Source organism: uncultured Ruegeria sp. (assembly GCF_947500045.1).
In the GTDB taxonomy this organism is placed as follows: domain Bacteria; phylum Pseudomonadota; class Alphaproteobacteria; order Rhodobacterales; family Rhodobacteraceae; genus Ruegeria.
In genome coordinates, this window is sequence record NZ_CANMQQ010000006.1 from 164,681 (window position 1) to 181,641 (window position 16,961).

The following is a 16,961-nucleotide window of genomic DNA, read 5'->3' on the forward strand; positions in this document are numbered from 1 at the left end:
TAGCCCCGATCGGAAATTAGGCAAATATCATCGAGCTGAGTTTGCGCCGTCCGTTCAAAACAATTGGATCATTGGCCTTGAGCGCGTCAAAGATTGTAAATAGCTGCGCCTTGGCCGCACCTTCATTCCACTCGCGATCGCGGCGGAACAATTCCAGCAATTGTGCCACTGCCTCTTCTACATCGCCATTGGCATGCAGGGCCTGCGCCAGATCCAAACGGGCTTGATGGTTGTCGGGCTCTGCCTCAACCGTTGCGGTAAGTTCGCCCACCGGACCCGCGTCTGCGGCCTGTTTGGCCAATTCCAGCTGCGCATGGGCTGCTTCGACCTCGGGCGAAGTGGAAATCTCAGCCGGGGCACCATTGAGGATCGCCTCAGCCTGATCCATATCACCCAGCGCAATATGCGCGCGCACCAGCCCTCCGTAGGCTGCAGCATGGTTGGCATCTTCGCCCAGTATCGCCGCGAAGGTTTGCGCCGCGTCTACGGCGGCCCCTTCAGTCAGCATATCTTCTGCCGCCTGCACTGCGTCTTCCAATTGCCCACCCGGGCTCTCGCCCCCGGCGGCTTCGATCACCCGATCAATGAAGGCCTTGATCTCAGAGCCCGGCAATGCACCCTGAAATCCGTCAATCGGCTGACCCTTATGAAATGCGTAGACGGTAGGAATCGACTGAATGCGCAGTTGCCCAGCAATCGCCTGTGCCTCGTCCACGTTGATCTTGACCATCTTGACCGCACCTTTGGCGGCGGTGACAGCCTCTTCCAGTGCTGGCCCCAATGTTTTGCAAGGCCCACACCATGGGGCCCAGAAATCGACGATGATCGGCATCTCTTGCGAGGCTTCGACCACATCGGCCATGAAGGTGGCCTCGGTCCCGTCTTTGATCAGATCGGTAGCTTCGGGGCTGGCTGCGCCGTTCAGAAGGTCCATGACTTTTTCTCTCTGGTTCGAACTTGCGCCCTATATGCAGCCGCACGCGGCAGAAACCAAGGGGTGAGTTCGGCGGAACTGGATCGACTAGACGTCGAAGGTGGCGAAAACCGGGGCGTGATCGCTGGGTTTTTCCCATCCGCGTGCGTCCCGCAGAATGCGGCTGGAATGACCTGCGTTCGAAATATCGGGCGTGGCCCAGACATGATCCAACCGGCGCCCCTTGTCCGCCGCATCCCAGTCGCGCGCGCGATAGGACCACCAGCTATAAAGCTGACCTTCTGGGATATCCTGCCGCGTGATGTCCACCCAATCACCCGCGTCTTGCGTTTCCGCCAGATGTTCAACCTCGATCGGTGTGTGCGAGACCACTTTCAGCAGTTGCTTATGCGACCACACATCATCTTCGCGCGGCGCGATGTTCAGATCGCCCACCAGAACGGATTTTTTCGGCTTTTCCTCATGGAACCAATCGCGCATGTCTGTCAGATAATCGAGTTTCTGCCCAAACTTCTCATTCACTTCACGATCCGGCACGTCACCACCCGCTGGAACATAGAAGTTGTGAATGGTCACACCATTCTCCAACCGCCCCGCAATATGGCGCGCATGCCCCAGGCCTGCAAAATCCTTGTCCCCCACTTCTTCCATCGGAAGGCGCGACAGGATTGCAACCCCGTTGTACCCCTTCTGCCCCCGCGCGATCATGTGTGTATAGCCAAGCGCGGCAAAACCTTCGGTTGGAATCTTGTCGACCGGAGACTTGCATTCCTGCAAACACAGCACATCAGGTGCCTCTTCCTGCAGCAATTTCAGCACGATAGGCTCGCGCAGGCGGACTGAGTTGATGTTCCATGTGGCAAGGGTAATGGGCATGGCGGGGGATTCCTTTGTCGCAATTTGTGCAGGTTAGCGCGGCGCGGGACGGGGTGCCATGAAAATCAGCCGACGAGAGCCGTGGTTTATTCATTGGTAGGTATGCGGACAATCCCGCCTTTTGCTCGCGCAGCTATTGCTAACGCAGCATTTTCTCGCGGGCGCGGCACGTACATCGCTGCGTCGCAGCCAGTGCCGCCAAATCGGTCATTCAAAGCCAATTTTGGGGAGCGAAACCCAAACTGCCTTTTCGCTGCGAGCCTGATCAACCGACGCGGAGCGGAACGTTTTAGACATTAATGAATTTGGCTTTCGCTGGCGCAGAAATGCTTCCGGAACGCGGCAAGATATTCACGTGCGTTGCATTTATTTATCGACGACGCGACCATCTAACTGACTTTCGGGAGCTCATTTTTACCGGTCTGTCTTCTCGATGATGCATTAGCTCATTGAGAATTCAACCGGCATCTCTGATTCCACGAGGAGCTATGCCTTCAAAGTTGAACCACCGTAGGCTGAACGTACCTCGACTTCTTCACCTGCGTTCAATCTCAACCCACTGATGATGTCATAGTCTTCGATCCGCCCATTTTCGCGCCGGACATTGAAACTGTTCAGACCACCGTCGGAGGCATTCTGTTCCGACCAGACCGGGACTTTCGCGTGTGAAAATCCGCAGGACATGGTGGCAGGTGCATTCATGCGATAGCGGGTCACGACGCCGTCGCCCCCTGCGTATTCCCCAGTGTTCTTGGGTGCGATGTTAAGCTCCTTAGCGACGACGTCAAAGCCATATCGCGCTTCTGCGATCTCGATGGGACAATTGAACGTGTCTCCATGCGATGTCGAGTACATCGCATTGGTTCCTGCGCGCTCCTTCGTGGCACCCCACCCGCCCATCTGAGGTTCAACCATGGCATAATTGCGACCTGTTTCTGGGTGTTGTCCTGCGATGACTGTTCCAAAGATCGTACCAAAATGACCGGCAGGCAGAAGCCCTGGCGCGGCCTTTGCCATGCAATGCCAAAGCGCGTCAAAAAGACGGATGCGTGTTTCAAAGTAATAGGCATGTGCGGCCGTCGGCCCCGCCTCGAAGATGGTGCCGGGCGTTGTGCGTACTTCCAGAGGGGCAAACGACCCAGCGTTGGCAAAGCGTTCTGGGTCCGTAAGCGCCTTAAAGAACATCTGGCAGGCGATCACAGCCCCATCCCGGCTGGTGTTGTGCGGACCACCTGATTGCAAAGGGGCCTGTGTCAGGTCAAAGGAGATGCAGTCATCGTTGATGTCAATTCCGATATCCCAAACGTCGCCGTTGTCTTGCGGTTCTTGAATGCGAAAAGACCCCTTGGGCAGTTTCGAAAGCCCTGCCCGTGCACGCGCTTCGCCAATCTGGCGAGCGTCCAGAATGGCATTGCGCATGGCATCCGGACCGTAGCGGTCGCAAAGCCGACGAATAAGTCGCGCTGCCCGCCGTCCTGCTGATACCTGTGCCCAAAGATCGCCAGAGACAAAATCGGGTAGCCGCGAATTTGTCTTGATGATGTCGAACACTGCATCGCTGCGTTCTCCGCCAGAGAAAAGCCTGACGACGGGAAGGCGCAGGCCCTCTGCAAATATTTCGGTGGCGTCGGCGGCCATGGACCCGGGTGTTTTGCCCCCGATGTCGCCCCAATGGGCGATCGAAGCGACCCAGGCGACGCGGATCCCATAGTGAAACACGGGTTCCGCGACCACAACGTCATTGAGGTGCGTAACACCGCCAGTATTAGGGTCATTGGTGACAAAGACGTCCCCTTCAGCGATGTTGTCGCCTTCCTTTGAAAGGATCGCTTTGACAGTTTTGTCGAGCACCCCAATAAACGAGGGTATGCCAGCGCCGGAACTGACAAGCTCACCGTCAGCATCTGTTACGCCTGTGCCCACATCCAGCACTTCATAAATGATCGGGCTCATCGCGGATTTTCGAAGAACTTCGAACATTTCTTCGGCTGCAGCATCCAGACCGGATTGCAGGACAGAGGATGTAAACGGATCAGACATTGATGGTCACCAGATCGCGCGAAAGATCAGACAGGATTTCGGGACCGTCCTTGCGCAGGATGACGATCTCTTCCAGACGAATTCCAAATTGGCCGGGCAGGTAAATCCCCGGCTCAATGGAGAAAACCATACCTTCGTCCAATACAGCGTCGGAACTGGTGGTAATGTAGGGTGGCTCGTGTACCTCGGTCCCCAGACCATGCCCTGTGCGGTGTACGAAAAATTCGCCATACCCCGCATCCGTGATGACTTTGCGCGCGGCCAGATCAACTTTCTTGGCGGCAACGCCCGGCCGTGCAGCCGCCAGTGCCGCCTTAACGGCTTGATCTACAATTTGGTGGACGTCCGCATATCCGTCAGGCGGATCACCCAGAACCGCCATACGGGTGATATCGCTGCAATACCCATCCATCCTGCCGCCAATATCCATAACGATCACGTTCCCAGGCTTCAGAAGCGTTTCGCCGGTCTGATGATGTGGGAAAGCGCCGTTTTCGCCAGCGCCCACAATACCAAACAGCGGCTTTACTTCTTGTTTAGAAAAACTTTCTTTGATGATTTGGCCCACATCCGATTCTGACATACCCGGCTTCATCGCCGCCCAAGCGGTCTGCAAAGCGACATCTGCTGTGTGCGCATTGGCCTTGAGCTTTTGATATTCATCTTCACTTTTGCGCATCCGCAACGCGCCAACCGTAGAGGCCGAAAACTGCCGCTTGGCCTGCGGCAGGGCCTTCTCCACTAACGCGGCAAAATCAGCGCGCATGGTTTCGTCAAGCGCCACATGGCCCGCGTTGTCGGCACCGATTTGTTTTAACAGCCGTGCAAACTGTGCGTTCGGACCATCTGCATCGGACCATTCAAAGAATGGAATGCGTGTCTGCTTGCGAGCGCTCTCTGCCTCAAGCGTGGGCATTAAAAAGGCGCAGTTATCTGCGCTAATGCACATCAAAAGCGGGCGTTCATCGGCATGTGGGTGCATTGAAGTCAGCCACTCAAGATGGGCACCGGAGCCGAGCACCACGAGGTCGACCCCTTCGGTTTTCATCTGTTGACGCAGTATTTTAATGCGATCAGCCATTTCTGAGCTCTCCGTTATGTTGGATTAGGCTGGCACCACGATCCGGTTGCCAAAGATATCGTCCTGATCAAACACACCGATTGCTGCCATTTCTGTTTCGGTTGGTGCTTCGCAGGACCACTTTCGACTTGGTTTCCAACCGCAGTTAGATTTCAGCTCTGCCGCATATTCTGCCTCTTTCAATGCTGCGATCGAAACATCAATCACCGGCACGCCAAGATCTTTTTCCATGGCTTCATGAAACCCGATTTCAAGTGTACACCCCAAAACGATTGCTTCGGCGTGATCTTTTTCGATCGCATCGTGGCCCACCCGTGTGAGCAACGCATTGGTCTCTGCGTGATCTGACTGAAAATCATTCACACCCAGACCAACGGAATAAAAGCCAGAACAGGAGGGGCCAAAACCGTAGGAATTTACAGTCGAACTCATTTGGTCGACCCATTTCTGCCGACCTACGATCACTCCAAATCGGTTGGCCAGATTAGTGGCCACCCGGCAGGACGCTACGCAAGGCGCAGTGACAATCATGTCACCGGAAACCTCACGCGCATCATGCAGCGCCGTGTCATAAAAACACCCAATGGCAAGAGCATCGAAGCCTTCTTTGGCGGCGGCGCGGGTTGCCTTGATGATCCCGCCTGTAACCATCGCCTCATAGGATCGAAACTCGATATGGGTGAATTTGCCTTCGGATTCTGCAAGAGACGTGATGTGGACCTCTGTTCCCGGCAACTTGTATTTTGCAGCCATGTCCGCAAAAACCTGATCATAAAGAGAGGTACCTACGGGGTTGAGGTACATGACTTTTCGTTTCGCAGCGGTCACTTTGAAATCTCCTTAGTTGATCGCAGGCACAACGATGCGATTGCCGAACGGGGCTTCGACATCAAAAACACCGAGTGCTTGCATTTCGGCTTCATCCGGGGCTTCGCAAGACCATTTGCGGCTGGGTTTCCAGCCGCAGGTCTCACGGTTGCTACCGAGATGTTCTGCGCGCAGAAATGCGGCCGTGGCAGGGTCGACAACCGGCACATCTAAAGCCCTTGCCATGGTTTCATTAAAGCCGATTTCCATGGTGCAACCCAGGATCAGCGCCTCGGCATGATCGTCCTCGACAGCCTTGCGTCCGGCCTGCATCAGACGTTCGGCAGTCGTGTCGTGATCCATTTGGAAATCGGTGACCCCCAATCCGACGGGGTAGAACCCGCTCAGCCGGTTTTCATACCCGTTCGCAACAACTGTGCTGTGCATCTGGTGGACCCATTTTTGCCGGCCAACGATGATGCCGAAACGATTGCTGAGCGATGAGGCAATGTCACATGAGGCAGCACAGGGGGCCGTGACGATCATTTCGCCGGATATCTCTTGCGCGTCTTTCAACGCGGTGTCGTAGAAACAACCGATGACACAGGCGTCGAAACCTTCGTTCGCGGCGGCTCGTACACCTTGAAGAATATGTGGCGTGACCATCGCCTCATAGCTGCGAAATTCCACATGATTGAACCGGCCCGCGCTGTCCGGCAGGCAAGTTACATGAACCTCGGTATCGGCGCGTTTGCGGTGCCGAACCATGTCAGCAAACAATTCGTCATGGCCCGACCGATGGACGACCGGGCTAAGGTACATGATGCGGGTCATGTATGAGAGCCGTAAATGTCGGTTGCTGCCTGCGCCGTCACGAAACCGTTCTTGACGTCCAAAGCAAGCGCTTTAGTGTCGCGATCTTTTGGATCACCATAGCCTGCGCCTGAGGATGTCACGACACGGACAACATCATCCGTGGTCAGATCAAGTCCCGATACAAACGAATAGCGTTCGGTTTCGTCACCTTTGATGACTTCAACGTAGTTTCCAGAGCCTTCATTGCCACCCTCAAGTGACCAGGGCTTTACTTTTGAACGAGTATAGCCCGCCGTCAGAAACCCGTGGTCAGTGCGAATGCGGTATTCCAGAACCAACCCGCGTCCGCCGGTGAATTTTCCCTCGCCACCCGGTTCGGTATTCAGTGCCATCTTATCGACATACAGACCATTGCGCGCCTCAGAGATCTCGGCGGGTGTATTGTAGGTTTCGCCGTGGAAGCCTGAGAAAATACAGGGATTTCCATCTTGCCCGTCCCAAGCGCCCCAGCCGCCAATTTGCGGCTCAATGATGGTGTACTGGCGTCCAGTATCAGGATGGATGCCGCCGATGAATGTTCCACAGATCGAACTGAAATGCCCGGCAGGCAACCGGGCTGGGATGTGAGGTGCCAGACAACGCCAGATCAAATCATAGACCCGTACCTCGGTTTCGAAATAGAATCCAATCGCTGCAGGTTCTTTTGCGTGAAACACCGATCCTTCGCGCGTTAACACTTTCAACGGGCGGAACGAGCCATCATTGGCGGGCGTTTCAGGGTCGGTCAGCGATTTAAACACCATCTGTGCACAAACATAGGTGCCATCTTGGCTTGTGTTGGTGGGCCCTGCGTCCTGATCGGGGTTGTCGCGCAGATCGACGATGAAATCCGTATCGGTGATTGTGATCTTGACATTGAATACGCGACCATCATCCTGATCTTCGCTTAGCTCAAATGTGCCCTTGGGTAGATGGGCAAGCTCGGAAATGGCGGAAGCTTCGCCAAAGGCCATGAAGTTTTCCATCGCCGTGATGAATGTGTTTGCCCCGTATTTTTCGGCCAACCCTTCCAGCCGTTTGGCCCCGACCCGAACTGACGCAATGGCAGCCCAGACATCGCCCAGCAGAAAATCAGGCATCCGGCTGTTGGTCGTTATGATGTCCATGACCGCTTGATCGGTGACGCTCTCCCGGACCAGCTTGACCGCAGGAAGGCGCAGGCCCTCTTGAAAGATCTCGGTCGCATCACCGGACAGCGATCCGGGTGCCATGCCACCCACATCGGAATTGTGGGCGATGTTCGCTGCCCATGCGATCAGCTGGTCGCCTGCAAACACAGGCATCGCCAACACCAGATCGTTCAGGTGTGTCACCCCACCGTGCCATGGATCGTTGGTGATGAAGACGTCGCCGGGGCGAATGTCATCATGCTTGCCAAGAATGAATTGAACCGACTTATCCAGTACCCCAATGAAGGCGGGGATGCCAGCGCCAGAAGATGCGATACGCCCTTGGGCATCTGTAATCCCGGTGCCCATATCCAGCACTTCGTAGATGATCGAAGACATGGCAGTTTTGCGCATAGCAGCGAACATTTCATCGGCTGCTGCCTGTAGTGAGTTCTGGATGATCTCCAGTGTGATTGGGTCAGCATTGCTCATGCGGTCTCTCCCAATTCGATATGGATATTGCGATAGGTATCCACGCTGACTTTGTTGCCGGGGTGGATGACGATTGTCGTACCGGGATCCTCGACCACAGCGGGGCCGTTAAAGGTCATGCCCGGTGATAGTTCTCCACCATCGTAGATGTCTGCCAAGTGCCGTCCCTCAAGTGCGTAATCGACCGTGCGCCTGGATTTGATTGCTCCGCTGGCGTCCGCGTCTCCCATAGGAGCTGGCGACATCTCAATCTTGCCAACTTCCGCGCGGGCGACAAGGTGGATGCCCACCATCTCGACCGGGGCATCAAGGCGATAAGTATATTCCCGTTCATACGCCTCGCGGAAGTCTTCGGCGATCTGATCCAGCTTGGCGTCAGTAACAGCGCCATCAAGCAATACTTCGGTCGTGTGTTCCTGATTTTGGTAGCGAAACTTGCCGTAACGCAAGAAAGACACTTGTTCAGCGGTGACACCGTCGGCTGCAAAGGTCTCGCGCGCTTTGGCTTCCGCCTCGGTAAAGATGTGTTCGATGACGCCGCCCGCACCTTCCGACAGTTCCGCCAGTTGCGTAACAAAAAAATCGCGCCGCAGATCTGACATCATCATCCCCCAGGCTGAGAACACCGCCGCCGCCGCAGGGACAACGACCTTTTTGACCTGTAGTTCCTGTCCAAGGGCAACGGCGTGCATGGCACCACCACCGCCAAAGGCCAGCAGCGTGAAATCGCGTGTGTCATGACCACGGTTCAGCGAGACGAGCTTCAGCGCGTTGACCATGTTGTTGTTGGCAATACGGATGATACCACGGGCCGCTTCATCCGCATCAACTTCAAGTTTGTCGCCCACGGCTTTCAGCGCAGCCTCTGTATTGGCCATATCGGCTTCGATGGAACCCCCACAGAAATAGTCGCGATTGATCCGGCCCAGCCAAAGGTTTGCATCTGTAGTTGTCGCAGCTTCGCCACCCTTGCCATAGGCCGCGGGGCCAGGTAGCGCGCCGGCTGATTGCGGGCCAACGTGCAGCTTGCCAAAGTCATCGACCCAAGCGATAGAGCCACCACCATTGCCGATCTCAACCAGATCAACCACCGGCACCATGATCGGATAGCCTGCAGATTTACGGGACCGCTCGATCCAGTAATCCGTCATGATGCGCACTTCGCCATCTTCGATCAGTGAGCATTTCGCCGTGGTGCCGCCAATATCCAGCGCAAGGATATTTGGTTCGCCAATCAGTTTGCCCAGTTCAGCTGCCCCCCAGAACCCAGAGGCCGGGCCGCTTTCCACCATGGTGATCGGCACGGCCGAAGTTGCGGCAAGGCTGTCGACGCCGCAGTTTGACTGCATGATAAACGGCGATTGCTTCAGCCCGCCCTGTTTCATCCCCTCGTCCAGTTTACCCAGATAGCGCGCTGCAACAGGCTGTACATAGGCTGACAGCACGGCGGTGTTGGAGCGTTCATATTCACGCCACTCGCGGGTGATTTGATGGCTGGCCACAACCGAGACCTCGGGCCACATGCGCGTAACCTCGGCCAACAGCGCCTCTTCATGTGCGGTGTTGGCGTAGGAATGCAGCAGGCTGATCGCGACGGCCTGGACCCTTTCGGCGCGGAAATCCTTAAGGATGGCGGGCAGACCGGACAGATCCAGCGGCGCACGTTCCGTGCCTTGATAAGTCATCCGTCCAGGGACCTCAGCACGCAAGTGACGCGGCACGAAGGGTTCAGGTTTTTCATAGTGAAGGTTAAAGAAATCCGGGCGGTTGCCGCGTGCGATCTCTAGCGTATCGCGAAACCCTTCAGTTGTGATCAGCCCAACTTTGACGCCCTTGCGTTCGGTCAGCGCGTTGATGACCACTGTTGTGCCATGTGCCATGAAATCCACATCGGCGGTGGCAATACCGTCTGCTTCCATCTTGCTCAGCACGTTCAGCACACCTTGTTCGAAATTGGGTGGGGTCGTGTCAGACTTTGCGGTTACGACGCGCATGCCATCGTCCCCTGTCTCAAAGGCCACAAGATCGGTAAATGTTCCGCCTACATCCGTGGCAACACGTCGGATTGAATTTGTCATGTCAGGCTCCTTTTCGGACGGCATTAGCGACCAGAAGTGCCAATGCGCCGGGTTGTTTCAGAGTTTCGGCGGCTGCAACGCGGTCTGCCGTATAGTGTCCCGCCTTGTGCAGGCAGTTGAGCGTGCCGATGACCTTCCCCGCGACAACGATTGGCAGGTTCAAACAGCTTTCGCAGCCAAGCGACTGGATCAGCTCGTGGTCAGGAAAAACCGAGGCGATTTCCTCTATCGTATTTGCTACAAATGTTTCGTGGCGACCCTCAACCTGAGCACTCCAGGCGTCTTCCCGCATCGGTTTTTCACCGGTCGCGGGATAGGCATCGGGCATATTTGTGTAGCTGCGTCGCGCAACACGCTTTTCTCGGTCGAGTTCCATGATTGTGAACAATTTTGCGCCAATTGTTTTGGACACCTCATCCGCGACCGCCTTGAAGATCGCTTCGGGCTGGTTGGGGTGGGATAGGATTTCTGTGAAATCTGTCATGAGGACTCCGCTAGTTTGTCTCGCAGCGCCATTTCGTCGGGATCGACCACAGGCACCGCACCGATCAGTTTTCTGGTGTATTCCGCTTGAGGCTGTGTAAAAATCTGTTCGGTCGTTCCGCTTTCGACAAGCCGGCCCGACTGAAACACTGCAACGCGGTCAGCGATGTTGCGTACTACGGCAAGATCATGGGTGATGAACACATAGGTCAACCCGCGTGACGCGCGCAGTTCATTCAGCAACCGCAAAACACGCGCTTGTACAAGCACATCCAGCGCGGAAGTGGGTTCATCAAGAACCAAAAGCTCGGGCTCGCAGGCGAGTGCACGTGCAATGCCGACACGTTGCCGCTGACCGCCAGACAACGCCGCAGGCGCACGTTTGCGCATATTGGCAGGCAGGCCGACAGCCTCAAGCGCCTGTTCAACGATCTGCCACCGATCAGCGCGCGCGCCGATCCCGTAGGTATCCAAACCCAATCGCACAGACGCCCCAACCGACCTTTTGGGATTGAGGGAAGACAACGGGTTTTGCTGGACCAGTTGAATGTGGCGACGTTGATCCGGTGTGCGTTTTGGCGACAGCACGGTGTCGTTGAACAACACATTTCCGCTGGTCTGCGCCAGAATACCAAGGATCATATTGGCGAGGGTCGTTTTCCCGGACCCGCTTTCGCCGACAATGGCAAGACATTCGCCCTGCGTCACCTCTAGCGATACATCGCGCACCGCATGTATCTTTCCGGCAGGGCTGTCGAAGGTCTTGATCAAGTTCTCGAGAGACAAAAGGCTCATGCTACGCCCCCGTGACTGATCTGAGGAGCGAAGAAGTCTTCGCTGACTTCTGGCACTTCCGGCAGTCCTGCGCCCGTGATGCGCGGAACCGCTGACATAAGGGCGCGCGTGTAAGCATGGCGCGGATCTGAAAAAAGCGCCTGCGTCGGCCCGTCCTCGACAATATTTCCGCGGTAAATCACGTAAACCCGATCGGCGAATTCGCGCACCACACCTAGATTGTGCGAGATGAACAGCACTGCCGTGCCATGATCCGCAACCAGATTGCGCATCAGCGTTAACGTCTGGGCCTGAACGGACACGTCCAAAGCGGTGCCCGGCTCATCCGCCAAAAGCAGTTTCGGACGATTGGCTAGTGCCATCGCTATCATGACCCGTTGGTTCATGCCGCCGGACAATTGAAACGCGTAGGCATTCAAAACCCGGTTCGGATCGAGGATCGAAACCTCGCCCAACATCTTCGTGGCTCTCTCTTGGCACGCATCTGCACCCATGGATGGGTCACGCCTTCGCAAAACCTCGGTGAACTGTCGCCCGATTGTAAATGCCGGGTTCAGGGATGACGTCGGGTCCTGAAAAATCATCGACATATCTGTCCCTCTAAGTGCTGCACGCGCTTTGGGGTTCATGGCTGAGATGTCGTTCCCATCGAACTTGACCGCGCCCGAAATTCGCGCCGACCGAGTTTCTTGTAAAAGGCCCAATACGATCCGCGCGGTGACCGACTTGCCCGATCCGCTTTCACCGACAAGCGCCACACGCTCGCCCTGCGCGATGTTCAGGGAAATGCCGTGCAACACGTTGTTGATACCGGACAGCCCTTTGAACCCCAGATGCAGGTCACTGATGCTTAGCAGAGCGCTCATTCGTCTACCCCCAGAACTTCACGTAGGCCGTCGCCCATCAGGTTGAACCCGAAGACTGCAATCAGAATTGCGAGGCCGGGGAAAACGGTCAGCCACCAGCTGTCTGGAAGATAGCGCGCACCCTCGGCGACCATTGATCCAAGATCCGGCGTCGGTGGCTGCACCCCAAGCCCAAGGAAAGACAGGGACGAGGCGATGATGATCACAAAGCCCATATCCAGAGTCATTTTGGTGATAATCGCTGGTAAGCAGTTAGGAAGAATTTCGCGAAAGGCGATATGGGCCGTACCCGCGCCGATCACCTCGGCAGCTAACACATAGCCTTCTTCGCGCTCTGACCGGGCAATCGCGTAGACCAGCCGCGCATACCAGGGCCACCACATGACCGTCACGGCGAGCATGGCGTTTGTCAGTGTCGGCTCCAGCACACCCATCATCGCGATGGCCAAAACCAGCGGTGGGATAGACAGGAACACATCGACAATGCGCATCAGAATTGCCTCGGCCCAACCGCCAAGATAACCCGCCAGCAGGCCGAAGATCGTACCGACCGGGGCGGCGATGGCCAGGACAACCACGCCCAGCACTAGCGAAATCTGATAGGCGTATAGAATTCGACTGAAGAGATCGCGCCCAACCAGATCAGTGCCCATCCAATTGCGCGCGGATGGGGGCTTGTTTGCAAAGGCAAAATCCACAACCGCACCGTTATGGGTGGGAAATGGTGCAATCCAGGGGGCGAAGATGGCGGCAAACACGACCAAAGCGACAAGGATCACACCCACCAGTGACAATGGGTTGGCTGCCAGTATTCGGATTGCGCGGATCATCAGGTTGCCCTCGTGGAATGGCGGATGCGCGGATTAAGAAACGCGATCAGTAGATCGACGATGACGTTCACAATGAGGAACGTCAGCGCGATGATCAAAACGGTGCCCATGATGGCGTTGAGATCCTTACGTAAGATCACCGCTACGCCATAGCGGCTCAGCCCTGGCCAAGCGAAGACTGCCTCTACCAGAAAGGCGTTGCCCAACATGGCCGCAAAATCGAGGCCAATGATCGTCAATGATGGGATCAGCGAAGGTTTAAACGCATAAATGCGCGCAATACGAGAAGGAAAGAACCCGTAGGCCTGTGCCATCTCGATGTAGGGTTTATCGTAGGTCTCTACCATATTGGCGCGGGTAAGTCGGGCCGCTTGACCTATCCCCGACAGTGCAAGCGCCACGGCGGGCAGGATCAGATGGCGAATGGCGTCACCAAACGCCGCGATATTCCCGGCCAGCAGCGTGTCGATCAGAAGGAAACCGGTATGCCGGTCGATGTCATAGATGTCCGAAATACGACCTGCGATGGGAAAGATCGGCAGATAGAATGCAAAGAGAAGCATCAGGATTACCGCCCAGACGAAACTGGGTGCTGACACCGTCAGCAACGAGAAAATTCGTATCAGATGATCAGGCCAGCGGCCACGATAGCGCGCAGCAAGTATTCCCAGTGGCAGGCCCAAGGCGACCATGATGATGCCGGCAATCAAAACCAGTTCAAGCGTTGCGGGCAAGAATTGCGCGATGTCCAGTGTCACGGGACGATTGGTATAGAGCGAGGTGCCCAAATCACCGCGGCTTACATCTGCCAAGAAATGCCCGTATTGCAACACGAGCGGTTCATCGAGGTGCATTTCCGCCCGCAGATTTGCAACCTGCTCGGGCGTGGCATTGGGGCCAAGCGCGATGCGCGCCGGATCGCCGGGAATAACTCGGGCAATGGTAAAGATCAGCATGGAAACCCCGATGAGGACAATCAAAGAGATACCAAGCCGTCTAAGAAGAAGGCGGAGGACAGGGGACATTTATTTGCTCTGGAAAAGGCCGGGCACCTGCGTAGGCGCCCGGCAGTTCAGGGAGGTACTATTCTTCAACCATTTCCATCAGACGGAAGCTGAAGCCCATTCCATCCAGACCGAAGGCCTGCGAAGGATCGCTGAGCGCCGGAGCCTTGACCCGGTTCGATGCCGCGAAGACCGACTGACGATCATATCCATAGATCGTCGGTGCGATTTCCATGAGCCGTGCATTAAGCCCAGAATACGCAGCCTCGCGCTCTTCATCCGTTGAAGCGCTACGCCCTGCATCGAGGAACGCGTCAACCTGGCTGTCATTCAGGTACTCGGGCGATTGCCATGTGCCCGGTGTGGATGAGTGATACATGCCATAAAGCAGTGTATCCGGGTCACCGGTGACGGCGTTTACAAAGATCTGGCTGACATGCGGAGTGTTTTCGGGTTTGGACACTTGTTCAGCAAACAGCGCCCAGGGAAGTTTCTTAATTTCGGATTGTACGCCCAATTGCGATAGATTCGACTGGAATAGCAGCGCAAAACGCTCTTCCAGCGGAACCTCGGCAATCCAGGATACTTCGATATTCATATCGGCAGGATCATAGGCGCAGGCTGAAAGATACTCTGCCGCCTTTTCGAGATTTTGCGCTTGAACGTTGTCAGGCCCGTTTGCCCCGAACATACCCACCGGGATTGCGCCGGTCGCAGCACTGCCAGAGGAGACATCATCGGTGATGGCAACCATCTGAATGGCAGTCTGGTAGTCGAATGCGTGAGCCAATGCCAGGCGGCAGTTCACGTCATCCAGTGGAGGCTTGGTGGTGTTCATCTTCAGATAAAAGGCACCGGTTCCGGTTTCACTGAACAACTGCGCACCATCGTTGGCGAGGGCTGTCATGACCTCGGGCGGTAGCCATTGGCTTGAAATGTCATGTTCACCCTGTGCGATCAGGGTGCGGACGGTCGCGGCCTCAAGACCATACCTCAGACGCACCGTGTCAGGCGCAACATCGGAAACGCCAAGGAAATAGCCATCATTCTTGGCCATAACCGTTTCTTCCTGTGGGTTGTGGGAGGTTACGGTGTAGGCACCCGTTCCTGCGCCATTGGCGCTGAGGAAAGCCTCGCCCCATTCGTCATCACCCTTTTTTGCTTCTACCAGCGCCTTGTCGACGATTGGCAAACGGACAAGTGAGGCAACAAACGGGGCGTATGGCTGTTCAAGCGAGAAGACGACTATATGTTCATCGACCGCTTCGGCGCTTACTCCGGCCAAAAGATAAGAAAGACCTGAACCCAGTGCCTGACTGCGTTCCAGTGAATAGACAACGTCTTCGGCGCGCAGTGGATTGCCAGACTGGAAGGTCACATCATCGCGAAGATTGAACGTGTAGGTCGAGCCATCCACCGACCAGTCGCTGGCAAGATGTGGCACATGCCCCGGTCCACCCTGTTGCGGCAGGACCAGGGTGTCATAGACGTTGAACATCAAGATCGAGTCCGCATAGTCCGATGCCTTGGCTGGATCGAGTTCACCGACCGCAACTTCATCAAGCCGCAAAACAGTCTCTGCAAAGGCTGGTGAACTGAGGGCTGTCGCGGCGCACAGAGCCGCAGCAAGCAAGGATTTCCGCTTCACTTATTCTCTCCCTTTGATTTGTTATTATTTCCTCCGCCAAGCGAAGAAATCTTGTGAATTGGGGACGGCGCGTCGCCAAAAACATCCATGGTTCCGCACCACAGGATCGACGCTGTCACAATGCCGTGGTTCCATGTCGAATGAACGCGTGTGCTGTCAAAGTGGATCGTGTCTCCCTTTCGCAGCACTTCCTTGTCGCCTTCGATTTCCACGGTAATTTCGCCTTCGAGGATGAAAAACATTTCCTCACCCTTGTGACTGATTGGCTCACTCCGATGGCCGGGTGGTTCATGCAAAACGACGGAGTGCAATTGCGATCCTGTGAAGGTCGACGAAACGCGCTCGTAGGACGCCGCAGCACCTGGAACCGAATACACTTCGCGCCCTTTGCTGCGCGTCATATCTCCTGCATCGGGCTGTACAAGGAACGACCCGCGCGGCATTTCTAGAATTTCTGTGATGCCTGCAAGAGACGCAAGAGAAGGTGCGGACAGCCCTCGTTCGATCTGGCTTATAAAGCCGACCGACAGACCTGCTGCGTTTGCGACGGCCTGCATCGTCAATCCCATTTTTTTTCGGCGAGCGCGAATGGCAAGTCCGAGTTCTAGAGCTTGGTCGTTTTCGGCGAGTGATTTTTTTAACATGACTAAAATACTACACACGCTGATGCGATCGCGTCAATATAATTTTAGTATGGGTAAAATTTTGTCATGCCTTGTTTTTAATTCAAGTTAAAATATTTGACTTTTTTGTACATTTTCAATGGCATAACAACCCAAGGCTTCCCAATTGCGCAATGCTACGTATAGGTGCTTAGGCCATTTTGCATTCAATTTCCTGAACTGGTGATAAAACTTACGGTTGTTCTGAAACCCCAAGAACAGCCCATGGGTCTCTGATTTATGGTAGGGTGCCCGCCAATCCAGTTGGTCGATAGCTGTTGCGGATAAAGTGAACGGCTGCAAAGTCCGCAACCTGTGAATTGATCACTTGGAAAAATGCTGCGCTAGGCACTAACGGCCGATCAGACTGCCGCTCTGCA

General features: G+C 55.5%; 15 protein-coding genes. All 15 read right to left on the minus strand.

All coding sequences use genetic code 11. The features are described from left to right. Positions 1 to 16: 16 nt before the first annotated feature. Positions 17 to 934, minus strand: a complete 918-nt coding sequence (gene trxA / locus Q1B46_RS12235; protein ID WP_299948322.1) for a thioredoxin — start codon at positions 932 to 934, stop codon at positions 17 to 19. 87 nt (positions 935 to 1,021) lie between these two features. Then, positions 1,022 to 1,810: an exodeoxyribonuclease III gene (locus tag Q1B46_RS12240; protein WP_299948324.1), complete on the minus strand. Its 789-nt coding sequence runs from the start codon at positions 1,808 to 1,810 to the stop codon at positions 1,022 to 1,024. A 486-nt stretch (positions 1,811 to 2,296) separates the two neighbouring features. Beyond that, positions 2,297 to 3,850, minus strand: coding sequence for a hydantoinase B/oxoprolinase family protein (locus Q1B46_RS12245; RefSeq protein ID WP_299948326.1), 1,554 nt, complete (start codon positions 3,848 to 3,850; stop codon positions 2,297 to 2,299). Next, the gene (locus Q1B46_RS12250; RefSeq protein WP_299948328.1) at positions 3,843 to 4,931 is read right to left on the minus strand and encodes a Xaa-Pro peptidase family protein; all 1,089 of its coding nucleotides are present in this window, start codon (positions 4,929 to 4,931) and stop codon (positions 3,843 to 3,845) included. Before Q1B46_RS12250 ends, Q1B46_RS12245 begins: the two co-directional genes overlap by 8 nt. Positions 4,932 to 4,955: 24 nt before the next feature. Then, positions 4,956 to 5,759, minus strand: a complete 804-nt coding sequence (locus Q1B46_RS12255) for an aspartate/glutamate racemase family protein (RefSeq protein ID WP_299948330.1) — start codon at positions 5,757 to 5,759, stop codon at positions 4,956 to 4,958. Between the two features lie 12 nt (positions 5,760 to 5,771). Further along, positions 5,772 to 6,572 (minus strand): aspartate/glutamate racemase family protein, encoded by an 801-nt coding sequence (locus Q1B46_RS12260; protein WP_299948332.1) that lies wholly within the window; start codon positions 6,570 to 6,572, stop codon positions 5,772 to 5,774. Next, entirely contained in the window at positions 6,569 to 8,215 is a 1,647-nt protein-coding gene (locus Q1B46_RS12265) for a hydantoinase B/oxoprolinase family protein (RefSeq protein ID WP_299948334.1), read from the minus strand. Before Q1B46_RS12265 ends, Q1B46_RS12260 begins: the two co-directional genes overlap by 4 nt. Further along, a complete protein-coding gene (locus tag Q1B46_RS12270) occupies positions 8,212 to 10,293 on the minus strand; it encodes a hydantoinase/oxoprolinase family protein (RefSeq protein WP_299948336.1) in 2,082 nt (693 codons plus the stop codon). Before Q1B46_RS12270 ends, Q1B46_RS12265 begins: the two co-directional genes overlap by 4 nt. Before the next feature lies 1 nt (position 10,294). Then, complete coding sequence (locus Q1B46_RS12275; RefSeq protein ID WP_299948338.1) at positions 10,295 to 10,777, minus strand: GAF domain-containing protein; 483 nt, start codon at positions 10,775 to 10,777, stop codon at positions 10,295 to 10,297. Further along, a complete protein-coding gene (locus Q1B46_RS12280; protein ID WP_299948340.1) occupies positions 10,774 to 11,571 on the minus strand; it encodes an ATP-binding cassette domain-containing protein in 798 nt (265 codons plus the stop codon). Before Q1B46_RS12280 ends, Q1B46_RS12275 begins: the two co-directional genes overlap by 4 nt. Then, positions 11,568 to 12,437: an ABC transporter ATP-binding protein gene (locus Q1B46_RS12285; protein WP_299948342.1), complete on the minus strand. Its 870-nt coding sequence runs from the start codon at positions 12,435 to 12,437 to the stop codon at positions 11,568 to 11,570. The genes Q1B46_RS12280 and Q1B46_RS12285 overlap by 4 nt, the downstream gene beginning before the upstream one ends. Next, the gene (locus Q1B46_RS12290; RefSeq protein ID WP_299948344.1) at positions 12,434 to 13,267 is read right to left on the minus strand and encodes an ABC transporter permease; all 834 of its coding nucleotides are present in this window, start codon (positions 13,265 to 13,267) and stop codon (positions 12,434 to 12,436) included. The genes Q1B46_RS12285 and Q1B46_RS12290 overlap by 4 nt, the downstream gene beginning before the upstream one ends. After that, on the minus strand, positions 13,267 to 14,292 hold the full coding sequence (locus Q1B46_RS12295) for an ABC transporter permease (protein ID WP_299948346.1): 1,026 nt from the start codon (positions 14,290 to 14,292) through the stop codon (positions 13,267 to 13,269). Before Q1B46_RS12295 ends, Q1B46_RS12290 begins: the two co-directional genes overlap by 1 nt. Before the next feature lie 58 nt (positions 14,293 to 14,350). Beyond that, positions 14,351 to 15,919 carry an ABC transporter substrate-binding protein gene (locus Q1B46_RS12300; RefSeq protein WP_299948348.1) on the minus strand — a complete coding sequence of 523 codons (1,569 nt, stop codon included), beginning with the start codon at positions 15,917 to 15,919 and terminating at the stop codon, positions 14,351 to 14,353. Then, the gene (locus Q1B46_RS12305; protein WP_299948350.1) at positions 15,916 to 16,563 is read right to left on the minus strand and encodes a cupin domain-containing protein; all 648 of its coding nucleotides are present in this window, start codon (positions 16,561 to 16,563) and stop codon (positions 15,916 to 15,918) included. Before Q1B46_RS12305 ends, Q1B46_RS12300 begins: the two co-directional genes overlap by 4 nt. Positions 16,564 to 16,961: the final 398 nt, after the last annotated feature.

Excerpts from the sequence above, each read along its gene's own strand:
- Q1B46_RS12285 (WP_299948342.1), bottom strand. The coding sequence starts at position 12,437 with ATGAGCGCTCTGCTAAGCATCAGTGACCTGCATCTGGGGTTCAAAGGG.
- Q1B46_RS12270 (WP_299948336.1), bottom strand. The coding sequence starts at position 10,293 with ATGACAAATTCAATCCGACGTGTTGCCACGGATGTAGGCGGAACATTT.
- Q1B46_RS12260 (WP_299948332.1), bottom strand. The coding sequence starts at position 6,572 with ATGACCCGCATCATGTACCTTAGCCCGGTCGTCCATCGGTCGGGCCAT.
- Q1B46_RS12245 (WP_299948326.1), bottom strand. The coding sequence starts at position 3,850 with ATGTCTGATCCGTTTACATCCTCTGTCCTGCAATCCGGTCTGGATGCT.
- Q1B46_RS12275 (WP_299948338.1), bottom strand. The coding sequence starts at position 10,777 with ATGACAGATTTCACAGAAATCCTATCCCACCCCAACCAGCCCGAAGCG.
- Q1B46_RS12280 (WP_299948340.1), bottom strand. The coding sequence starts at position 11,571 with ATGAGCCTTTTGTCTCTCGAGAACTTGATCAAGACCTTCGACAGCCCT.
- trxA (WP_299948322.1), bottom strand. The coding sequence starts at position 934 with ATGGACCTTCTGAACGGCGCAGCCAGCCCCGAAGCTACCGATCTGATC.
- Q1B46_RS12250 (WP_299948328.1), bottom strand. The coding sequence starts at position 4,931 with ATGGCTGATCGCATTAAAATACTGCGTCAACAGATGAAAACCGAAGGG.
- Q1B46_RS12240 (WP_299948324.1), bottom strand. The coding sequence starts at position 1,810 with ATGCCCATTACCCTTGCCACATGGAACATCAACTCAGTCCGCCTGCGC.
- Q1B46_RS12305 (WP_299948350.1), bottom strand. The coding sequence starts at position 16,563 with ATGTTAAAAAAATCACTCGCCGAAAACGACCAAGCTCTAGAACTCGGA.
- Q1B46_RS12265 (WP_299948334.1), bottom strand. The coding sequence starts at position 8,215 with ATGAGCAATGCTGACCCAATCACACTGGAGATCATCCAGAACTCACTA.
- Q1B46_RS12290 (WP_299948344.1), bottom strand. The coding sequence starts at position 13,267 with ATGATCCGCGCAATCCGAATACTGGCAGCCAACCCATTGTCACTGGTG.
- Q1B46_RS12295 (WP_299948346.1), bottom strand. The coding sequence starts at position 14,292 with ATGTCCCCTGTCCTCCGCCTTCTTCTTAGACGGCTTGGTATCTCTTTG.